The organism is Aquiflexum gelatinilyticum (assembly GCF_024741135.1).
GTDB lineage: Bacteria > Bacteroidota > Bacteroidia > Cytophagales > Cyclobacteriaceae > Cognataquiflexum > Cognataquiflexum gelatinilyticum.
In genome coordinates this window covers 72,215-93,646 of sequence record NZ_JANSUY010000011.1, presented here as the reverse complement: position 1 = coordinate 93,646, position 21,432 = coordinate 72,215, and the positions used below count along the sequence as shown (strand labels likewise).

Annotated in this window: 22 protein-coding genes; 18 read left to right on the top strand and 4 right to left on the bottom strand. The window is 39.8% G+C overall.

All coding sequences use genetic code 11. From position 1 onward, the window contains the following. Positions 1–28: 28 nt before the first annotated feature. Complete coding sequence (gene recA, locus NU887_RS13055) at positions 29–1,060, top strand: recombinase RecA (RefSeq protein ID WP_258423823.1); 1,032 nt, start codon at positions 29–31, stop codon at positions 1,058–1,060. A 51-nt stretch (positions 1,061–1,111) separates the two neighbouring features. Here recA and NU887_RS13050 read toward each other — a convergent pair whose 3' ends face one another. Then, positions 1,112–2,356, bottom strand: a complete 1,245-nt coding sequence (locus tag NU887_RS13050; protein WP_258423822.1) for an ABC transporter permease — start codon at positions 2,354–2,356, stop codon at positions 1,112–1,114. Between the two features lie 116 nt (positions 2,357–2,472). Between NU887_RS13050 and queA the strand changes: the two genes are divergently transcribed. The 5 genes from queA (at position 2,473) to NU887_RS13025 (ending at position 7,005) form a co-directional block, all read left to right on the top strand. After that, entirely contained in the window at positions 2,473–3,522 is a 1,050-nt protein-coding gene (gene queA / locus NU887_RS13045; protein WP_258423821.1) for a tRNA preQ1(34) S-adenosylmethionine ribosyltransferase-isomerase QueA, read from the top strand. 105 nt (positions 3,523–3,627) lie between these two features. Continuing rightward, positions 3,628–4,308 carry a 2-C-methyl-D-erythritol 4-phosphate cytidylyltransferase gene (locus NU887_RS13040; RefSeq protein ID WP_258423820.1) on the top strand — a complete coding sequence of 227 codons (681 nt, stop codon included), beginning with the start codon at positions 3,628–3,630 and terminating at the stop codon, positions 4,306–4,308. A 127-nt stretch (positions 4,309–4,435) separates the two neighbouring features. Then, a complete protein-coding gene (locus NU887_RS13035; protein ID WP_258423819.1) occupies positions 4,436–5,224 on the top strand; it encodes a cell wall-active antibiotics response protein in 789 nt (262 codons plus the stop codon). 10 nt (positions 5,225–5,234) lie between these two features. Beyond that, entirely contained in the window at positions 5,235–6,278 is a 1,044-nt protein-coding gene (locus tag NU887_RS13030) for a sensor histidine kinase (protein ID WP_258423818.1), read from the top strand. After that, the gene (locus tag NU887_RS13025) at positions 6,271–7,005 is read left to right on the top strand and encodes a LytR/AlgR family response regulator transcription factor (RefSeq protein WP_258423817.1); all 735 of its coding nucleotides are present in this window, start codon (positions 6,271–6,273) and stop codon (positions 7,003–7,005) included. Before NU887_RS13030 ends, NU887_RS13025 begins: the two co-directional genes overlap by 8 nt. Positions 7,006–7,029: 24 nt before the next feature. Here NU887_RS13025 and NU887_RS13020 read toward each other — a convergent pair whose 3' ends face one another. Further along, positions 7,030–7,251 carry a DUF2795 domain-containing protein gene (locus NU887_RS13020; protein WP_008625540.1) on the bottom strand — a complete coding sequence of 74 codons (222 nt, stop codon included), beginning with the start codon at positions 7,249–7,251 and terminating at the stop codon, positions 7,030–7,032. A 76-nt stretch (positions 7,252–7,327) separates the two neighbouring features. Further along, a complete protein-coding gene (locus NU887_RS13015; RefSeq protein WP_258423816.1) occupies positions 7,328–8,575 on the bottom strand; it encodes a DUF349 domain-containing protein in 1,248 nt (415 codons plus the stop codon). A gap of 134 nt (positions 8,576–8,709) precedes the next feature. Between NU887_RS13015 and ettA the strand changes: the two genes are divergently transcribed. Beyond that, positions 8,710–10,389 (top strand): energy-dependent translational throttle protein EttA, encoded by a 1,680-nt coding sequence (gene ettA, locus NU887_RS13010; protein WP_258423815.1) that lies wholly within the window; start codon positions 8,710–8,712, stop codon positions 10,387–10,389. Positions 10,390–10,637: 248 nt separating this feature from the next. Next, positions 10,638–11,960: a pyridoxal phosphate-dependent aminotransferase gene (locus NU887_RS13005; protein WP_258423883.1), complete on the top strand. Its 1,323-nt coding sequence runs from the start codon at positions 10,638–10,640 to the stop codon at positions 11,958–11,960. Between the two features lie 108 nt (positions 11,961–12,068). On the opposite strand, the gene NU887_RS13000 is transcribed toward NU887_RS13005, so the two are convergent. Beyond that, positions 12,069–13,079, bottom strand: coding sequence for a zinc dependent phospholipase C family protein (locus tag NU887_RS13000; RefSeq protein WP_258423814.1), 1,011 nt, complete (start codon positions 13,077–13,079; stop codon positions 12,069–12,071). Positions 13,080–13,283: 204 nt separating this feature from the next. On the opposite strand from NU887_RS13000, the gene rpsT reads away from it, so the two are divergent. The 10 genes from rpsT (at position 13,284) to NU887_RS12950 (ending at position 21,380) form a co-directional block, all read left to right on the top strand. Beyond that, complete coding sequence (rpsT, locus tag NU887_RS12995) at positions 13,284–13,538, top strand: 30S ribosomal protein S20 (protein WP_113925636.1); 255 nt, start codon at positions 13,284–13,286, stop codon at positions 13,536–13,538. A 198-nt stretch (positions 13,539–13,736) separates the two neighbouring features. After that, on the top strand, positions 13,737–14,438 hold the full coding sequence (gene radC, locus NU887_RS12990; RefSeq protein ID WP_258423813.1) for a RadC family protein: 702 nt from the start codon (positions 13,737–13,739) through the stop codon (positions 14,436–14,438). A gap of 3 nt (positions 14,439–14,441) precedes the next feature. After that, the gene (locus tag NU887_RS12985; RefSeq protein WP_258423812.1) at positions 14,442–15,062 is read left to right on the top strand and encodes a DUF1684 domain-containing protein; all 621 of its coding nucleotides are present in this window, start codon (positions 14,442–14,444) and stop codon (positions 15,060–15,062) included. A gap of 140 nt (positions 15,063–15,202) precedes the next feature. Next, positions 15,203–17,614: a phenylalanine--tRNA ligase subunit beta gene (gene pheT / locus NU887_RS12980; protein ID WP_258423811.1), complete on the top strand. Its 2,412-nt coding sequence runs from the start codon at positions 15,203–15,205 to the stop codon at positions 17,612–17,614. Between the two features lie 3 nt (positions 17,615–17,617). Then, entirely contained in the window at positions 17,618–17,902 is a 285-nt protein-coding gene (locus tag NU887_RS12975; RefSeq protein ID WP_258423810.1) for a hypothetical protein, read from the top strand. Position 17,903: 1 nt separating this feature from the next. Further along, the gene (locus tag NU887_RS12970) at positions 17,904–18,188 is read left to right on the top strand and encodes a cell division protein ZapA (protein ID WP_258423809.1); all 285 of its coding nucleotides are present in this window, start codon (positions 17,904–17,906) and stop codon (positions 18,186–18,188) included. Positions 18,189–18,259: 71 nt separating this feature from the next. Then, positions 18,260–19,825 (top strand): ribonuclease Y, encoded by a 1,566-nt coding sequence (rny, locus tag NU887_RS12965; RefSeq protein WP_258423808.1) that lies wholly within the window; start codon positions 18,260–18,262, stop codon positions 19,823–19,825. A 105-nt stretch (positions 19,826–19,930) separates the two neighbouring features. Then, positions 19,931–20,683, top strand: coding sequence for a zinc-dependent peptidase (locus NU887_RS12960; RefSeq protein WP_258423807.1), 753 nt, complete (start codon positions 19,931–19,933; stop codon positions 20,681–20,683). A 66-nt stretch (positions 20,684–20,749) separates the two neighbouring features. Beyond that, the gene (locus NU887_RS12955; protein ID WP_258423806.1) at positions 20,750–20,974 is read left to right on the top strand and encodes a hypothetical protein; all 225 of its coding nucleotides are present in this window, start codon (positions 20,750–20,752) and stop codon (positions 20,972–20,974) included. After that, positions 20,964–21,380, top strand: coding sequence for a putative toxin-antitoxin system toxin component, PIN family (locus NU887_RS12950; RefSeq protein WP_258423805.1), 417 nt, complete (start codon positions 20,964–20,966; stop codon positions 21,378–21,380). Before NU887_RS12955 ends, NU887_RS12950 begins: the two co-directional genes overlap by 11 nt. Positions 21,381–21,432 lie beyond the last annotated feature (52 nt).

Here is a 21,432-nt window from a genome sequence, read left to right as displayed (position 1 = left end):
CAAATCAAAGTTTTGAAAATATTCAATTATGAGCGTAAACACTGAGAAATTAAAAGCACTTCAGCTTACAATCGATAAGCTGGAAAAAACCTACGGCAAAGGCACTGTCATGAAACTGAGTGACAACAAGGTTCAGGACATTCCAGCTATTTCCACAGGTTCGTTGGGTTTGGACATGGCATTGGGCATAGGTGGTATTCCAAGGGGGAGAGTGATTGAGATTTATGGGCCTGAATCTTCCGGAAAGACCACTTTGACGTTACATTGTATTGCAGAAGCTCAAAAAGCCGGTGGGCTTGCCGCTTTCATTGATGCTGAACATGCCTTTGATAAAAGCTATGCTGAAAAGCTCGGTATCGACACAGAAAATCTTTTGATTTCTCAACCGGATAATGGGGAGCAGGCTTTAGAAATTGCCGAACACCTGATCCGCTCTGGTGCCATTGACATCATTGTCATCGACTCTGTTGCTGCTTTGGTGCCGAAGGGTGAATTGGAGGGGGAAATGGGTGACAGTAAAATGGGGCTTCAGGCTAGATTGATGTCACAAGCTTTGAGAAAATTGACCGGGGCAATCAATAAGACTGGATGTTCTTGTATTTTCATCAATCAGCTAAGAGATAAAATCGGTGTGATGTTTGGAAGCCCTGAGACAACTACTGGAGGTAATGCACTCAAATTTTATGCTTCTGTAAGGCTTGATATCCGAAGAATTGGACAGATAAAAGAAGGTGCTGACAATATTTTAGGTAACAGGACAAAGGTAAAAGTTGTAAAGAACAAGGTAGCGCCTCCTTTCAAAGTGGTAGAGTTTGACATCATGTATGGTCAGGGAATCTCCAAAGTCGGCGAAATCATTGATATAGGTGTCGAGTTTGAGATCATCAAGAAAGCAGGGTCTTGGTTTTCATACGAAGGAAATAAATTGGGGCAAGGACGTGATTCTGTCAAAGCAATCCTGCTTGACAATCCGGAATTGATGGAAGAGCTGGAAAAGAAAATCAAAGAAAAAGCCGGTCTTGGTGCAGCTTCCTTAAAAGTGGAAAAAGAAGAGGAATAAAAAAATCCTTTCAATCATAAACAAAAAAAGACCCTATTAGGGTCTTTTTTTTTATGCTGCTCGGATAGCTTCTACCGGATCAAGTTTTGCTGCAAGAGTGGCAGGAACAATCCCAGATACTATTCCTATTATAGATGAAATACCCAATCCCAGGACAATGTTTTTCAAGGACAAAATCAACTCCAAAGAGCCTAGCTGAAGGAATGTGAGTCCATATACGATTATGATTCCTGTTACTCCCCCAATCAAACTGAGGAAGACAGCCTCAAAGAGGAATTGGAATAAAATAAAGTAATTTTTTGCACCAAGGGATTTTTGGATTCCTATGATATTGGTCCTTTCTTTGACAGAAACAAACATGATATTGGCAATTCCAAAACCCCCAACAAGAATAGAGAAACCTCCGATGACCCAGCCTGCACCACTGATGACATCGAATATCGATCCCAGTGTATTCATGATGAATTCGGATTTGTTTAACGAGAAATTATCTTCTTCTGTAGGTTTTAATCCCCTTTTAGCCCTAAGTGACCCGATCAGTTCATTTTCCAAAGCGATCATACCAATGTCACTTTCCAAGCCTTTGACAGCTATGCTTGGTTCAATTCCATTTTTACCCACAAAAAACAATTTGGTGAAACTGCCATAAGGAATCATGGCTGCTTCATCTTTGGATGCAATTTCAAATAAGCCTTCTCCCTCCAATTCGAATATGCCGATGACGACAAATTTTGCCCCTTTGATCTTAATTTCTTTTCCGATAGGCTCAGAGTTGGGAAATAAAGTATTGGCTACTTTCTCCCCAATTATTGCCACATTTCTAGATCCATTTATTTCTGATTCTGTAAAAAACCTTCCTTTTTGTACCGGAACGTCATATACATCCTTGTAGGTATATGTGACTCCGGTAAGATTTGTGCCTTTATATGAATTACTTCCGAACTGAACTGTAGTATTTGCCCCAGCTGAAAAAGAGACAGCCTCAGCATTTCTCAGTTTTTCTTTAAGGAAAGTATATTCAGAATAGGTACTGTAAGGTCTTCGGAAATATTTCCACCAAGGATAATCAGGCCCTCCCACAAATTGAAACCTGTTGACCGTAACAACATTGCTACCCAAAAAACTAAAGCTGGATTTAATGTTTTTTTCGAGTGAATCTACTAAAGTAAATACAGCGATGATGGCGAAAATCCCCACAGTTACTCCCAAAAGAGAAAGAATGGTCCTAGTCAGGTTTGATTTTAGGGCTTGCATGGCAAACAGCACACTTTCCCAGATTAGTTTTAGAAATATCACGTCTTAGAAGTTGTTTTAAAAGTAATTGGCAATATAAGTAGAATTCGGGATTTTTATTTTTAACTTTGCGGTTTTTAAATCTTAAATTAAGATCAAGAATATCATATTCACAACCTATGAAGTTATCAGACTTTAAATTCGACGTCCCCAAAAAATTAATTTCTTTATATCCCACACCAAATAGAGACGAATCCCGACTCATGGTGGTTCATAGAAAAACCGGTGAAATTGAACACCGTATTTTCAAAGACATCATCGAATATTTTGGTGACGGCGACGTATTTGTCATGAACGACACCAAAGTCTTCCCTGCAAGGTTGTACGGCAATAAAGAAAAAACAGGTGCAAAAATTGAAGTTTTTCTTTTGAGAGAATTAAATCAGGACCTGAGACTTTGGGATGTCTTGGTAGATCCTGCCAGAAAAATAAGGGTTGGAAACAAACTTTATTTTGGAGATAGTGATTTGGTTGCTGAGGTTATTGACAACACTACTTCCCGTGGTAGAACTATCAGATTTCTATTTGACGGTTCGGATGAGGAATTTTACAAAACAATAGATACCCTTGGTGAGACACCGATCTTGAAGGAATTCATTGAGCGGAAAGTGGAGTCTGAAGACAGAGAAAGGTATCAGACTATTTTCGCCAAAAATGTAGGGGCAGTGGCCGCACCGACAGCAGGTCTTCATTTCACCCCCCATCTTTTGAAAAGATTGGAATTGAAAGGCGTGGAAGTTTGTCCTATAACTCTTCACGTGGGATTGGGCACTTTTAGACAAGTGGACGTGGAAGACCTAACTAAGCACAAAATGGATTCCGAAAATTACGATATCCCTCAAAAAACCGTTGATTTGGTCAATGAGGCTTTGGATAACAAAAGGAAAGTAGTGGCTGTAGGTACCACCACTTTAAAGACTGTTGAATCTTCCGTGACTGCCAACAGCAGATTGAAAGTCAGCAGCGGTTGGACTGATAAGTTTATTATTCCTCCTTATGATTTTAAAATTGCCAATGCACTTATCACAAACTTCCATTTGCCTGAATCGACCTTATTGATGACTGCATCTGCGTTTGGAGGTTATGATTTGGTGATGAAAGCTTACAAAGAAGCCGTCAAAGAAAAGTATCGGTTTTTCTCCTATGGAGATGCCATGCTAATCCTCTAAAACATTAAAAGGCTCGCAAGAGCCTTTTTTTTATTTTCTATTTTTTTCATCTTGGAGTTGTAATGGAATACAATCAAATTCTGAATTTGAACATCCAATCGTAAAATGAATAAGTTTGCCGTCATTGTAGCAGGAGGAAGTGGGACCCGTATGGGAGCTCCGATTTCAAAGCAGTATTTAGAAATAGGTGGAAAGCCGATTCTGATGCATACCCTTGAAGTTTTTTTCAAAACTCTCTCTGACATCAATTTGATTTTAGTAATTCCTGAAAAGGACTTTGGCTTTTGGGGAGATCTTTGCGGTCAATACCAATTTGATATTCCGCATGCGGTCATAAAAGGGGGTAACAGCAGGTTTCAATCTGTCAAGAATGGATTGGATTCTATATTTCATGCAGAAGGAATTGTCGCTATTCACGATGGAGTCAGGCCTTTTGTTAGTTCACAGGTGATTCTTGAAAGTTTTGATGTGGCTGAAAAATCCGGATCTGCCATTGCGGTCGTTGCGCTCAAGGATTCCTTGAGGAAATTGACGGATGATGGAAAATCATTTTTTCAGGAAAGACAGAATTTCAGGTTGGTTCAGACCCCCCAGACTTTTTTGCTTTCCAAAATAAAAAAAGCATTTGATGTCACCGAACTATACCACTTTACCGACGATGCCACAGTATATGAACATCAGGGTTGGCAAGTAGAACTGATTTCAGGAAATCCTGAGAATATTAAAATAACCAGTCCTGATGACATGGTTTACGCCGACTTTTTGGTCAAGAAACGGTTAATTTAAAATCCGTTTACCTAGTATTTTCCTTCATTCACCGAGAATCTTTCGGTAATAACCTATTTCATGTCTCTTATTTTTTCCTCATGATATAGCTTTGTCATCATCAAATGAATCAAAAAACAACAATATCATGGCAAAGAATAAATTTTCCTCCAAAAACAATGACCTCACAGCAGGCATCATTATCCTTGCTATCGGCGGGGTGTTATTATTGAAAGCAATGGGATTCTGGCTTCCCGGATGGTTTTTTTCATGGCCGATGATTCTCATCGCCATTGGGGTTGTCAGTCTGATCAAGCATAATGGTCAGTCGGGGTTCGGAGTTTTCATGCTTCTTTTCGGATCTTTCTTACTGGCAAAAAGAGAATTTGGGATTCCAATTGAACTAGAACCATTCATTATTCCTATCGGATTGATTATCCTTGGAATCTTTCTTATTCTTAAAAGATCAAGAGACAGGAATAAATTTAATGATGCTTTTTTTAAATCATACAACAAAAACACTGAAGCATCAGCGACGACCAAGGATCCTTTTTCTCAAAATTTTGCTAAACCCCAATCCATATCCTTTACCGACAATGGCGACACCATCAATGCCCAGGCTTTGTTTACTGGGATACAGAAGCGGGTATTGTCCAAAAATTTCCAAGGAGGTAAGATTTCGGCGATTTTTGGAGGAACTGACATTGACCTTTCCCAAGCAGACCTCGCTGATGGAGCGATCATTAATGTGGAAGTGGCTTTTGGTGGTGTAAAACTCATTGTACCCCCTCATTGGGACCTTCAGATCAATGTCACCAATATCTTTGCAGGAATAGAGGATAAAAGGATGTATCCGCCAACTCCCAATGATGGGACCAAAGTTTTGAGGATCTATGGGTCCATCATCTTTGGAGGTTTGGAGATCAAATCTTTCTAATCAGGATCAAATGCTAAGAAATCTGATTTCACGCAATAATTTTGACTGGTTAAAAGCCTTAGCCGCTGTCTTTCTTTGGATGGTGGCTTTGGCTTATTTGATTAGCTTTTATGGATATCCTTTCCAATCTGCCCTGATTGATTCTGCTGTTCATTCTCTCTTAATCCTATTCGGATTTTGGGTATTGGAAAACGTTTTCAAATATTACCTGCCAAAGCGCTCGCAAGCCTTGATGGTTCTAAACTTCGGATGGGTATTTGCTGTGGCTTTGGTTTTTGCCGGAGATTATTTTCTGGGATTTTTTTTAAGTTCCGAGCATGATTATCTTGACTTTGCAAGCAAAGTCATGCCGGTCAAAGGATTGATAGCTTTCATTTTGTATGTTTCTTGGGCTGCCCTTTTGGTATTCAATGCCAAAATTGAAGACCAGATTAAAACCAAAGAGAGACAAGAGAAAATAGATCAGATGGCAAAAGACGCCGAACTCTATCATTTGCGTCAGCAGTTACAACCACATTTTTTATTCAATAGCCTGAATTCAATTAGCGCATTGATCAAAAGCCAACCCGAAAAAGCAAGAGAAATGGTGCTTCAGTTGGCCGAATTTCTCAGAGGAACCATCAAAAAGGATGACCAAAACTGGCTTACTGTTTCTGAGGAAAAGGATTACCTTAACCTTTATCTTGATATCGAAAAAGTGAGATTTGGTCATAGGCTAAAGGTTGAATTCCAAATTGATGAATCCGCTTTGGAGGCTAAAGTGCCGCCTTTGATGATCCAGCCCCTTCTTGAAAATTCGATTAAGCATGGGTTGTACGGAGTGACCGGTGAGGTTTTGATCAGTTTATCATTTGGAATACGGCAAAATTACTTAAATGTAACCTTGTCAAATCCTTTTGACATGGAAGCAGGACAGGCAAAAGGAACAGGATTTGGACTTGATGCTGTCAAAAGGAGACTATATTTATTGTTTGGAAGAAATGATTTGTTGGAAACCAAAGTAGAAGCAAAGGAATTTACCGTCAACTTAAAAATCCCTCAAAGGAATGATTAAAGTACTGATAATGGATGATGAGCCATTGGCAACCGAATTGGTCAGTGAATATTTGGCCGATTTTCCTCAATTCGAAATTCAAAAAGTTTGCCACGATGGCTTTGAAGGTTTGAAAGCCATACAGGAGCATAAACCTGATCTGATTTTTTTGGATATCCAAATGCCGAAACTTACAGGGTTTGAAATGCTCGAGCTATTGGACAATCCACCGGCTGTGATATTTACCACTGCATTTGATGCCTTTGCCCTCAAAGCATTTGATGCCCACGCAGTGGATTATTTGCTCAAGCCTTTTTCCAAAGCAAGGTTTGCCAAATCATTGGAGAAATTCCTCCAAATGGGTAACAATCTGGAAAGCATCAATGCTTTTAAAAATGAAAGTGTTTTGAATCCGGAATCTGCAAACAGGGTAGTATTGAAGGTGAAAAATGAGATCAAAATAATTCCAATCAATGAAATCAAATACCTTGAGGCCAATGATGATTATGTGAATATTTATACCAAAGAGGGGAAATTTTTAAAAAACAAGACCCTTTCTTTTTATGAGAAATCATTAGATACTTCCCTGTTTGTAAGGGTGCATAGGTCATACCTTGTCAATATTTCAGAAATCACTAAAATTGAACCTTATGAAAAAGAAGGTTATATGTTGAAGTTAAGAGAAGGTGAAAATATTCCGGTAAGCAAATCAGGATTTCCAAAACTCAAGTTGGTCTTGGGGATATAAAAAAAAGCCCGATGTCGGGCTTTTTTAATATTCATCTTCATTGAAGAAGAAATCGTCTTTTGTGGGATAATCGGGCCAAATTTCCTCGATATTTTCGTAAGGCTCGCCGTCATCCTCTAATTCTTGGAGGTTTTCGACAACTTCCAAAGGAGCACCTGAACGGATTGCATAATCAATCAATTCGTCTTTAGTTGCAGGCCAAGGTGCGTCTTCAAGATATGACGCAAGTTCTAGTGTCCAATACATAGTGTGAGTTTTAAATGTTTACAGCCTTAGCGGTCTGCAAAAATAGAAATTGTTTTAAATTTTCAATGTTAACTTATTATTTATTTGAAAGTTCTTTGAGAATGAAAGTTTTCACATCAATTTTTCTTTTGAATGTTCCGATTTTTCTTCTCATCATCACTTCAAAGTCTTCCTCATTTGTTCTGAAATTTTCAGCATTGTCTTTTACTGTAGCGAGTTCGCTTTCATCCCTGTGAATCAGATCTCTCAAGATTCCCATTTTTATCTTTTTCTGTTCTGTTTTGTCCTTTTGATTGAAGTCCTCATATTTTGACATCGCCAACCTTTCCAAGAATAGTTTTTCAAAAACTATTTCAGAAAAGAAGGTAAAAGAACGCATAATCAGATTTGCTTCTTTGGGCTTGCGTTGTGGAAGTTTTTTCCATTCTGCCTGCAATCTTTTGGCAGACGAAACTCCATCTGGATTTGTTTCGGCATAAGCGAGTTTTTTCATTTCGTCCGTCATGGACTCCATTTTTTTCATCAACTCCCATGGTTTCATCTGCGGACCTGTTTCCATGGTTCTTCGGAATCTGCTGAAAATCCTGTTATTCAATTTGGAAAATTCATCCCAAAGTGGCTGTCTTTTTTCAGCTGGTACCCTTCCCGCAGCTTTCCATTCCTTTTGGATCCGTTTTGAGATTTCAAAAGCTCTCTTAGCATCAGGATTGTCAAATGCTGCTCGAGCTTCAATGACTAACTTCTCATAGATTTTTATGTTGACCTCAGCCTGTACGGCCATATCCTCAAAAAAGTTTTTTCTATTTTCAAAAAAAGTATCGATCGCATTATTGAAGGATTCTTCCATTTCCTCTTCAAATTCCTTCTCTACGGGCCCAGTTTTGATCCACCGCATTTTTAGGTTTTTGAATTCGTCTGCAGTTTCCTTCCACTCAGTACTGTTTTTCAAAGCTTCCGCTTCTAAAATCAGTCCCTTTTTGATTTCAAGGTTTTTCTCCCTGTTTTTCTTGATGATATCTTCAAGATATTCTTGGAGTTGCTCCAATTCATCTATCAGCGGAATAAAATCACCCAAGGCATCATATTCCAACAAGGAATCTTTCAGATGAACCAATTTCATCAAAAAGGAACCCTTGTTTTGATTTTCTTCGATGTCCTTCTTAAGCTGTGCTATTTTTTCTTTAAGGGTAGTAAACCTGTCCTCAAAGTATTTGATAGTCGATGCTTCATCTTCTTTTACTTCTCCAATCACCCTATCTGGCTGATTCAAAAATTCCCTGAGATAAACCTTGTTATCTTTAATGTACCCGTACGGATGCTCCATTGCGATTTAATAGGTTGGTTTGTGGTGTGACCCTTCTTTTTTGCAAATTAATTAATTCAAAAGCATTTATCCTAAGAAAGGTCTTTTTTTGCCATCTTTGTCCATCATCGTTTCAAAACCAATCAAAATTAAATATGAGTGCAGAAAAAATCATATTTTCTATGGCAGGGGTTTCCAAAATATACCCACCACAGAAAAAAGTTCTGAAGGACATTTATCTTTCTTTTTTTTATGGAGCCAAAATCGGTGTCTTGGGTCTTAACGGATCAGGGAAAAGTTCCCTTTTGAAAATCATTGCCGGCGTAGACAAGGAGTTTTTGGGTGAGGTGGTATGGTCTCCGGGTTATACGGTAGGGATGCTGGAACAGGAACCAAAGCTTGATCCAAGCAAAACCGTCAAGGATATTGTGGAAGAAGCAGTGGCTGCTACTGTAGCCCTCCTCAAAGAGTTTGAAGAAATCAACGAAAAATTCATGGATCCTGGCCTGATGGATGACCCAGATGCTATGGATAAACTGATCACCAAGCAAGGGGAAGTGCAGGAAAAACTTGATGCTGCCAATGCATGGGAGCTTGACACCATGTTGGAAAAAGCTATGGATGCCCTACGCCTTCCGCCAAGTGATGCCATTATTGGCAACCTTTCTGGGGGAGAAAAAAGAAGGGTCGCACTTTGCAGGCTTTTACTCATGGAACCGGATGTATTGCTTCTTGATGAACCTACCAACCACCTCGATGCTGAGTCGGTGCTTTGGTTAGAGCAGCATTTGCAGCAATATAAAGGAACTGTTATCGCCGTCACGCACGATAGATATTTCTTGGACAATGTCGCTGGTTGGATTTTGGAATTGGATAGGGGAGAGGGGATTCCTTGGAAGGGAAACTACTCTTCTTGGCTGGACCAAAAACAAAACCGACTCAAACAGGAAGAAAAGACAGAATCCAAGCGACAAAAAACCCTAGAAAGGGAATTGGAATGGATTAGGATGACCCCAAAAGCCCGTCAGGCCAAAGGTAAAGCTAGGCTCAGTGCCTACGATAAACTTATAAGCGAAGAAGGGAAAGAAAAAGAAGCAAAGCTTGAATTGTATATTCCTCCAGGTCCTAGGTTGGGAGCAAAAGTCATTGAAGTCAATGGTGTTTCAAAAGCTTACGGTGACAAATTGCTTTTTGAAAACCTTTCATTCAACTTGCCTCAGGGTGGGATTGTTGGAATTATCGGGCCAAACGGTGCGGGTAAATCTACACTATTTAAATTGATCACAGGACAGGAAAAAGCCGATGCCGGGTATTTTGAAGTCGGAGAAACCGTAAAATTGGCCTATGTCGATCAGGAACATGACAGGCTCGATCCAAACAAATCTGTGTATGAGACCATATCAGGAGGAAATGAAATCATCAAACTTGGCAACAAGGAAATGAATGCCCGTGCTTATGTTGGGAAATTCAACTTTGCAGGATCTGATCAGGAGAAAAAAGTAGGAATTCTTTCAGGTGGAGAAAGAAACAGGGTACACTTGGCGATTACATTGAAGGAAGGAGGCAATCTTCTTTTGCTCGATGAACCTACCAATGACTTGGATGTAAATACCCTCAGGGCACTTGAGGAGGCTTTGGAAAATTTCGGTGGTTGTGCAGTAGTCATTTCCCACGATAGGTGGTTTTTGGACAGGATATGTACACATATTCTTGCCTTTGAAGGGGATTCTCAGGTGTATTGGTTTGAAGGAAACTTCTCCGATTACGAGGAAAATAAGAAAAAGCGTCTTGGTGACATAGCTCCGAAGAGAATAAAATACAAGAAGTTGAAGTAAAACTTAACCTAAAATGAAATTGGAAACCTCCAACCTGAAATAGCGGGTTGGAGGTTTTTTTTGCTTTAATTTTAATATTTGATTAGCCATTACTTAAGGTAAACAAGACCCAAAGAGAATCACTTTTTTCTATCATTATTAGTGGATTATTTTAAGAAAATCCAATGTGACATCATCTTTTTTATTGAATCCGCAATCATTCATTTCGTTTTTTGTTTATTTGTTTTCGATTTCCAAACACCAGCATGATGAGGACATTGTTATTGAGGCCCGGAGCCGAAGAATTGAATTATGAGATTAGGGGCATTGTCAAAAAAGCCCGTCAGGTAGAAGCTTTGGGTTATGAGATCACATGGGAAAACATCGGTGATCCAATCCAAAAACACAATATCGTTCCCTCTTGGATGAAAGAAATAGTGTCTGACCTTGTAAGCCAAGACAGCACTTATGGCTACGCAGATTCCAAAGGTGTTCTAGAAACGAGAAAGTTTTTGGCAGGATTAAACAACCAAAAAGGAGGATCTCAGATCACAGCTGAAGATATTTTATTTTTTAACGGACTCGGGGATGCCATCGCCAAAGTCTATCAGTTCCTGACGCCGACCGCCAGGATCATCGGGCCTTCACCAGCCTACAGCACACATAGTTCGGCGGAAGCAGCGCATGCCAATACAGCACCCATTACGTATACTTTGGATCCCAATAACCAATGGCTTCCGGACATGGAGGACCTTTATAACAAGGTCAAATATAATCCTTCCATCGTTGGGATTTTGATTATCAATCCTGACAATCCTACAGGAATGGTTTATCCTAAGGAGGTTTTGGAAGGTTTTGTCAAAATTGCCAAGGAATTCAAATTGCTGTTGATTGCAGATGAAATCTATCAGAATATCACCTACAATGGCGTGAAAGCCGTAGCACTCTCGGAAGTAATCGGTGATCTGCCGGGTATTTCTTTGAAAGGGATTTCGAAGGAATTTCCTTGGCCGGGTTCGAGATGTGGTTGGATGGAATTTTACAATAGGAATGCATCCAAAGAATTCGCAAAGTTTTGCCAGACTTTGGAAAATGCAAAAATGATAGAGGTGTGTTCGACAATACTTCCACAGTTATCCATTCCAAAAATCATGAGTCATCCTGCATATGTGGAATACAGGCAGGAAGCGAATGAGAAAATAGGGAGAAGAAGCAGAATTATGGAAGAGATATTGGGGAAAATTCCCGGAATCAAATTCAATCCGACAAAAGGAGCATTTTATAATACTGTGGTATTTGATGAGACTTTTTTGGACGAAAAGCAGTTTTTGCCTATCAATAATCCAAAGCTACAGGACTTGTTGGACGGCTGGCTAAAGGAGGAAAATATGCCTTTGGATAAGCGATTTGTATACTATCTTTTGGCATCTGCCAATATCTGTGTGGTTCCTATCAGTTCGTTTTGTTCTGATCTGAGAGGTTTTAGAGTAACTCTATTGGAAGAAGATGAATCTGTTTTTCGTCAGACTTTCGAAAGATTGGGGGAAGCCATCCGCTTTTACCTCAATTCTTCCAAAAAAGAATTGGTTTAAATACTCAATGTGCAAGAGCTACCTTTATCTCCCAGACCTCTAGTAACTCATGTTTTCACACTTCCAGAATAAAATCCATCATATCTAATATCTATCAATATCAATTTTTTAAGGCCTCCACATACTTCTGAAGAAGGCTTTTCTCAATTCCTCAGGGTTTTCACTGCTTGCCGTTCCTTCGTGTTCACGGACTTTGAGTGGCTTGGAGTTTTCCAATTTTTCCTCCTCCAATTCGATGGGATTTTTGAGGAGCGAATTTAGATCGGGCTGACCGGCGTCAATCCAGGCCGTGTACCAAAAATCAGAGATCATTTTAACTGACCGGCGCATTTGCCTTTCTACCTGCCCTGAAAGCATGTTGTTGTAAGCGATAGTGAAATCCCTTGAATAGACTTTGGTGCTGATGCCGCCTCTTTCGTCGTAGCTGTATTTTTTGTCCTCCGAAAAACTTTGGGTAAGACTTTTCTCAAAATTCAATACAGAATCCAAAGCCAGATGCGCCACGATAATTGCGTCCCAAGATTCAAGTTGTGGTTTTTCCAAGTATTCAGCTTTTCCCACAAAAAAATCAAAATCATCTGAGAGCAACTCTGGAACCCTGCTTTCCCAAAATGCATGGATTCCATATTGGTTGGTCAGTTGGCCATTATAGTTTTTGGTAGTATGCAAAGGGACATTGATGTCCGCAATGTAGTGGCCAAGATCGGCTGAGAGCCTCAGAATGGCTTTGATATCTTTTCTTTTGAAAGCCTCTGTCAGTTGGATTTTGGTATGGTAGGCATTCCACGGTCCGATCCCATGGGCACGCAACTCTTCTTCCGTAAATATCTCCAAAGCTTGATTCCAATACCTTGGAAGGGTATATACGGCACTGTCCCCGTAAGCGTCAGCATCCAAAAAGTGTTTTTCTGCTTCCCCATTGACTGCATATCGCCTTCTGTCAGGATTGATTGCATTTTCGGTGATGAAATCTATGTTGCTTTTGAAAAATCCCATCATTTCTGGGGGAAGGCCGAAAACAGCAAGTCTATTGATTCTTCGATGGGCAAAGAACCCCCAAGCCCCAAGATCAGGGATGGAAAAAATGAAAATCAAGCTCAGGATCAAAAATTTACGCATTCCTAAAAATAATCATAATTTCCATTTCTGTAAAATGAAATTGTGTTACCTTTGCAATCTAACGGCGGAATCTGAAAAATCTATCAGATTTCTGGACTTTACGAGGTTTAGTTCGGAAATCCTTTTGTGTTTCAAAATTAATCAATTACATTTGCACTCCGTTTAGGGTAGGGTGTATTAACAGAAATTAAGTAAAATAAGGATATGGCAAATCACAAATCGGCATTAAAAAGAATCCGTGCAAACGAAGCCAAGCGTTTGAGAAACAGATATCAGCACAAGACAACAAGAACTTTCATCAAGAGATTGAAAGCTGTGACTGACAAAGTGGAAGCGCAAGAGCTTTTGAAAACAGTTACCTCTATGATCGATAAACTTGCAAAAAAGAATATCATTCATAAAAACAACGCTGCCAACAGAAAGTCAAAATTGACTAAGTTTGTCAACGCACTAGCCTAACAAAGAAATTTTATTATCAGAATAGCCTTGGTGATTCCACCAAGGCTATTTTTGTTTCCATGTTTTTTTGAAGAAAAAATTAAACGTTTAATATGCCCCTTGGAAGCCACTCGGACTTTCATTGTTTTTTGGCATTATGTATTTTTAAAAACAGGATAATTTTCCAACTAAGGAAAAATTTCTTTTTAAAATCTGTTTATGAAAGACTATCAATATTCCATAAAAATTTCTGCTTTGGCTGAAGAGGACAGACCGAGAGAAAAACTTCTCCTCAAAGGCAAATCAGCACTTTCAGATGCGGAATTGATCGCGATCCTCATCGGTTCGGGTACCAGGTCATTTAGTGCAGTGGACCTTTCCAAACATATTCTTTCTTCAGTCAACAATGACTTGGGCGAGCTTGCCAAGATGAGTATTTCCGATCTCAAGAAATTTAAGGGAATAGGTGAAGCCAAAGCTATTTCCATCGTCAGTGCATTGGAATTGGGTAGAAGACGAAAACAGATCAGCGATCAGCCTAAAAAAATAAAAATAAACGGTTCCAAAGATGTCTTTAACCTGATGGGGCGTGAGCTCATGGACGAAAAAGTCGAGCACTTTTACGTATTGCTGCTCAATAGGAGCAACCATTTGATCAAGAAACAATTGATAAGTTCCGGTGGCACAAACGGTACCGTGGCAGATCCCAAAATCATATTCAAATATGCTTTGGATTCATTGGCATGTTCGATTGTACTGGTACATAATCATCCGTCGGGGAACCTGAGACCATCAGAACAAGACAGGGTTTTGACAGGTAAACTCAAGCATGTGGGTGAAAATCTCGAAGTACAGGTGATTGACCATGTGATTTTCACTGATGTTGCCTATTTTAGCTTCGCCGATGAAGGCATTTTGTAGTTTATGAAATCAAAAAATATTTTAATTATTGGCGTATTGACTGTTGTCGCACTTGCTGTAATCTATACCATGACCGGAACGGAAAGTCCCGAGGTGTATTTGGAGAAAATAGAAAAAGAACGCGATAGGCAATACAAATTTATCAAGTTCAATATTGATTCGCCTTTGACTGAAGAGCAGAAAAAGGACTTCAAAGAACTTGATTTTTATACCATTGATCCAAGCTATAAGGTAAGGGCAAAAATGGTGGAATTGGAAGAAAAAAAGATGGTCGAGCTTCCTATGACAGACGGATCGGTGGAGAAGTACCTCAAACATTCCTTTGCCGAATTTGACTTAAATGGCAAACCACAAAAATTGCTTTTGCTCCAGTCCATGAAAGAAGCGGACAAGCGCAACTTTTTTCTTGCCTTTGCTGACGAAACAAGTGGAGAAGAAACCTATGGAGGTGGAAGATATATCAATCTCCGCCAAGATGGAAAAAACAGCATTACCATTGACTTCAATTTGGCCTACAACCCATATTGTGCCTATAATCCGGATTTTGCCTGTCCACTACCTCCCAAGGAAAATATTATGCAAATCCCGATTCCCGTAGGTGAAAAAGATTATAAGAAGGAGTGAAGTATAATTAGATGTAAAGGATAAAGTCAATTTCCCCATCAGGCTTTGTTCATTTATCATTTGACATTTTTCATTCATTACCTTCCCACCTCCACCAATTCTCTTAAATTTGTGCCTTGTTCTGAAATAACCGTGCATTCATGAAAATTTCCATCAATAGATTAAAGGATTTTATTGCTTTAGACCATTCACCCAAAGAAATCGCATCGCTCTTGACAGGATCAGGGTTGGAGGTGGAAGGAATCGGGCGTTTTGAATCCATCCGGGGAGGATTGGAAGGTGTGGTGATCGGTGAAGTATTGACCTGCGAGAGACATCCTAATGCAGACAAACTGAGTGTAACCACGGTTGACGTAGGAGGAGAGATTGTCCCCATTGTTTGCGGAGCTCCCAATGTTGCCAAAGGACAGAAAGTAGTGGTGGCTAAGGAAGGTTCAGTATTGTATCCTGTGTCAGGTGAACCTTTGGAAATCAAAAAAGCAAAAATCCGTGGGGAAGTTTCCCAAGGAATGATCTGTGCGGAAGATGAGATCGGCATCGGTCACAGCCATGCCGGAATTATGGTGTTGGACACGGATTTGCCAAACGGAACCCCTGCTTCACAATATTTCGAAGTAGTCAGTGACCATGTTTTGGAAATTGGGCTGACTCCCAACAGAGCAGATGCAGCCTCCCATCTAGGTGTGGCGAGAGATTTGAAAGCTTTGTTAAAAAGAGAAATCTGCCTTCCTTCTGTCGATCAATTCAAAATTGACAATAACAAAAGGTCAATTCCTGTGGAAGTAGAAAGCGCCATAGATTGCCCCAGATATTCCGGATTGACGATTTCCAATATCCAAGTGGGACCTTCTCCCAATTGGCTTCAAAATTACCTCAGGGCTTTGGACCTCGAGCCGATCAATAATATCGTAGATATTACCAACTTTATTCTTCATGATTTGGGTCAGCCGCTTCACGCTTTTGACGCAGATAGAATTGAAGGTGGAAAAATCATTGTAAAAAAATTACCGAAAGAGACTTCTTTTGTCACCTTGGATGACAAGGAAAGAAAGCTTTCCGGCGAAGAACTGATGATCTGTGATCAAAAGGGAGGCCTTTGCATCGCCGGGGTTTTTGGAGGAAAAGGATCGGGTGTATCTGATTCTACTACCACTATTTTCTTGGAGTCCGCGTATTTCTCTCCTGATATTATCCGCAAAGGAAGTCAGTTTCATGGGTTGAAGACAGACGCTTCTTTCCGTTTTGAAAGAGGGACAGATCCGAATATGCCTGTGTATGCGTTGAAGAGAGCAGCAATGCTCATCAAAGAAATAGCCGGAGGAGAAATCTCTTCGGATATCATAGACCTTTATCCACATCCTGTTTCTGATCTTTCTATTGAAGTGACTTATGCCAATATCAGGAGATTGATAGGAAAAGAACTCGCTAAGGAAGAGATCAAAACCACTTTGGAAAATCTTGATATCAAGTTACTTTCAGAATCGGAGACCGGATTCACAGTTTCGGTAAAGCCGTACAGGGTAGATGTGACGAGAGAAGCGGATGTCATCGAAGAGATCTTGCGAATCCATGGATTTGACAATGTTCCTTTGTCCGAGAATCTGAAAGCGGATTACCTTGCCGAACATCCTGCAAAGGACCTGAACAAGCTGCAATATAGGCTCAGCGAAATTTTATCCGGATTGGGCTATTTTGAGATCATCACCAATTCGCTGACCAAACCTATTTACGCTGAAAAATCCGGCTTTTTGGAAGTAAACAAAAATGTTGAAATCCTAAACAAACTCAGTGAGGATCTAGGTGTGATGAGACAATCTTTGTTGTTTTCCGGATTGGAAGTGATGTCACATAATATCAACCGCAGACAGAAAGACCTGAAATTATTTGAATTCGGCACTGTTTATTTCAAAGAAGAATCAGGTTATCGTGAAGAAAAGAGATTGGCGATATTCCTGACCGGAGACAGGGCAGCTGAAAGTTGGCTGGCACCTTCCAAACCAGTGTCCTTCCCAGATATTTATGCTGTTGTTGAATTGATTTTGGAGAAAATGGGGATTGACAATACCGAGGTCAAGATCATTCATTCCGCACCTTTTGAATATGGGCTACAAATCGATTTGGGCACCAAGGAATTGGGGAAAATCGGTTTGGTAACAGAAGGTTTGGGGAAATTGGCTGAAGTGAAGCAAGAGGTTTTTTTTGCGGACCTGAATTGGGACTTGATAACAAAAAAATCAAAAGGCTTGAAAAAGTACTCTGAAATTTCCAAATTCCCGGAAGTTAGAAGAGACCTGTCTTTGGTAATTGATAAGAAAGTCACTTTTGACCAGATCAAAAAAGTAGCCAACAAAGCTGGAGGAAATCTTTTGCAGAAAGTGGGAGTCTTTGATGTCTATCAGGGAGATAAAATCGAGTCAGGGAAAAAAGCCTATGCCTTGAGTTTTTACCTTCAGGACAATGAACAGACCCTTACAGACAAAGTGATTGACAAAGCCATGTCCCGACTTATTGAAAGTTTTGAAAAAGAAGTGGGGGCACTTATCAGAAAATAAAACATGATTCACGAAGAACTTCAACGCACCGAAAAGCTGGCCTCACAGGTCAGCCGAAAGCTTCAGCAGCTCGAACAGGATAACCAATCCCTTAGGGAAGAGCTTTTTTCACTTCGGACAAAACTGGAAGAAAAGGAGCAAGTGTTGGAGGATTTTAAAAATCAAATTAAAATAGCTAAACTTGTAAACAGCATACCGGTAGAGGAAATGGAATCTGCTGAATTGAGAGAAAAAATCAATAGTTACATAAAGGAAATCGATACAATAATTGCCTATTTGTCTGAGTGATATGGAGACACTTTCTATAAGGTTGAAAATCGGGGATCGAGAATATCCCATGAAGGTGAAGACGGAAGATGAAGCCAAAATCAGACATGCAGGCAGATTGATTAATGATAAGATCAAAAGATACAGGGAAGAATTTGGGTTGGATGACCGTCAAGACTTATTAGCGATGGTAGCTTTTGATTCCATGGTAGAATCCTTGGAACAAAACATGATCAATACAGATGATACTGAAATAATAAAGTCCAGTATAGAAAAGATCAACGAGCAATTGAGTTCCCTTTTGTAATTATATTTCACTCTCATTTTTGAAGAAATTTTCTTTTTCCGGTAGGTAATATATATCTATCCAAAATACCTATGGAATCATCACTATACATCATTATTGCAGGCATATTGGGCCTGGGTCTTGGCGCAGTCGCTGCCGGTCTTTTCGTAAAAAACAACAGTAAAAAGCTGGAAGAGCAAGCAAAGGAAAAAGCCAAAAGCCTAATCCGTGAGGCGGAAATCAATGCCGAAGCCATTAAGAAAGAGCGGATGTTAGAGGCGAAGGAAAAGTACCTGAAATTGAAATCGGAGTTTGAGGAAGATGCCAACAAGAAAAAAGCCATCATCATCACCAACGAAAACAAGATTAAGCAAAGGGAGCAGGTCTTAGCCAAAGAATTGGAACAAATCAAAAGAAAAGAGGCGGAGCTTGACAGCAAAAAAGAAAATCTTTCTGCGCAGCTTCACTCTGTTCAGGTGAAAAAGGATGAGCTTGATAGGGTCACCAGTCAACGAATCTCAGACCTTGAAAAAGTTGCCGGCCTTACCCGCGATGAAGCAAAAGATCAATTGGTCGAAATGCTCAAGGACGAGGCCAATACAAAGGCTTCTTCTCATATCAAAGACATCCTGGACCAAGCCAAATTGACTGCTACCAAGCAAGCCAAAAAAATCGTTCTAGACACCATCCAAAGAACAGCCACAGAGCATGCGATCGAAAATTGCGTCTCTGTATTCAACATTGAATCTGACGACGTCAAAGGTAAAATCATTGGCAGGGAAGGTAGAAACATCCGTGCTTTGGAAGCGGCAACCGGTGTGGAAATCATTGTAGACGATACGCCTGAGGCAATCATCATCTCTGGCTTTGATCCTGTAAGAAGGGAAGTGGCCAGACTTTCTCTACACAGACTGGTACAGGATGGTAGGATCCACCCTGCAAGGATTGAGGAAGTTGTCGCCAAGACAGAGAAAAACATCGAGGAAGAAATCGTTGAGATAGGCGAAAGAACCTGTATCGATCTTGGAATCCATGGCCTTCATCCCGAGCTGATCAGAATGGTCGGAAGGATGAGATTCCGTTCTTCCTATGGACAGAACTTATTGCAGCACTCAAGAGAAGTGGCCAAGCTGTGTGCAACCATGGCTGCCGAAATGGGATTGAATGCCAAGCTTGCAAAAAGAGCAGGTCTGCTTCATGATATCGGAAAAGTATATCCTGAAGAAGCAGAACTTCCTCATGCCATCCTAGGTATGGAGCTTGCTAAAAAATACAAGGAGCATCCTGAAGTCATCAATGCAATCGGTGCCCACCATGACGAGATTGAGATGACCTCGATGATCTCTCCAATAGTGCAGGCCTCTGATGCGATCTCTGGTTCCAGACCTGGAGCAAGAAGGGAAATCATGGACAGCTACATCAAGCGTCTGAAGGAATTGGAAGAACTTGCATTGGCTTTTGATGGGGTCAACAAATGCTTTGCCATGCAGGCCGGACGTGAACTCCGTGTTTTGGTGGATGCAGACAACGTGGACGATCAGACAGCAAGCAAGCTTTCCTTTGACATTTCCCAGAAAATAGAAAAAGAAATGCAATATCCCGGTCAGATCAAAATCACGGTTATCCGTGAAATGAGGGCTGTGAACTACGCGAAATAAATTCAGCATTCAATAGAAGTAAGAAAACCGAAGTTCATTGAGTTGAACTTCGGTTTTCTTTTTATATTTTTATAGGGAAGCGTAAGTTCAATTTCACCCACCCACATGCGATACAGTCTGTTTTTTTACCTTTTCCAAAAAGCCAAAATCCAGCTTGGAATACTTAGGTTGACTAAGGAAGATATTGATATTTTGGAAAGTCATTTTCCCTATTATCGCCAACTTAATCCAAAACATAAACTAGACTTTGAGAAACGGCTTGTTTATATTCTGGCAATTAAAAAATTTGTTCCAAGAGGAGTAAAAATGGTAACCCGGGAAATGGAACTGCTCATCAGTGCCACGGCAGTGATGATTTCTTTTGGTTTTCAGGATGTCACTTTGAAGCATTTCAAAAAGATTCTTGTTTACAATGACAATTATTATTCCACCATCAACAAGCAATACCATCAGGGAGAAGTCAATCCGAGGCTTGGAATCATTGTGATTTCTTGGAAAAATTTTGTGAGGGGAATGGAAAATGAATCAGATGGAGTCAACCTAGGAATCCATGAAATGGCACATGCACTGAAGCTAGAAAATCAAATCCATTACAACGGGCAGAGTAATTTCTTTAACCCCAAGAGATGGATGGATTTTTCGGTTTTAGCCAAAAATGAAATCCAGAGAATTATGGACGGGGAAGACTCGATATTTAGGAATTCGGCGGCAAACAATCCCCATGAGTTTTTTGCAGTGGCGTTGGAATCGTTTTTTGAAAATCCCCAAAGGCTAAAGGATTATGACAACGGCCTGTACCAATCTTTGGTCTTTTTATTGAAGCAAGATCCGATCGTTTTGAGTAATGGAAGATCGTGATTCAATGAAAAGAACTATTTTCACTCAAATTCAATTATTTGTATATTGTTGAAAACTTATCAAATTATGGGAAAAATTATCATTGAAGTAGATAAAAAAACTGCTGAAAAATGGGATGGAATTTCCTTAGAACAGAAAAAATTACTTGCAAAAAAAATTGATCAATTGCTTCAGGCAAGCCTAAAAAAAGGGAATAATGATTTTTGGTTATTTGTTGATGAAATTCGAAATGAAGCTAAAGCAAATGGATTAACTGAGGCAGAGCTTAATGAAATTATGAATGAAGGCTGATTTCAGATTTGTGGTGGATACCAATGTTTTGGTAAGTGTGATTTTATCTCCATCCAATACAAGTCGATTAGCAGTTGAAAAAGCAACCAATCATGGAGTACTTATTTTTAGCAATGAAACCATTGCAGAGCTTTTTGAAGTCCTTCAGAGAGAGAAATTTGATAAATATGTTTTAAAAGAAAAGAGGGTGAAATTCGGTGAAAGGTTAATTGCAATGTCCTCCTTAATCCCTGTTTCCAGTGTCTTGAAATTAAGCAGAGACCCAAAAGATGATATGTTTTTGAATTTGGCTGTTGATGGACATGCAGACTATCTCATATCAGGAGATCCTGATTTATTGGTTTTGAATCCCTTCCAAAATATTAAAATCATAAGGCCTATTGATTTTCTTTCAGAAGATTTGTAAAAAACTAAATGATTCTCGTTGAGATATTTACAAACGGTATTGCCCCTTTTCC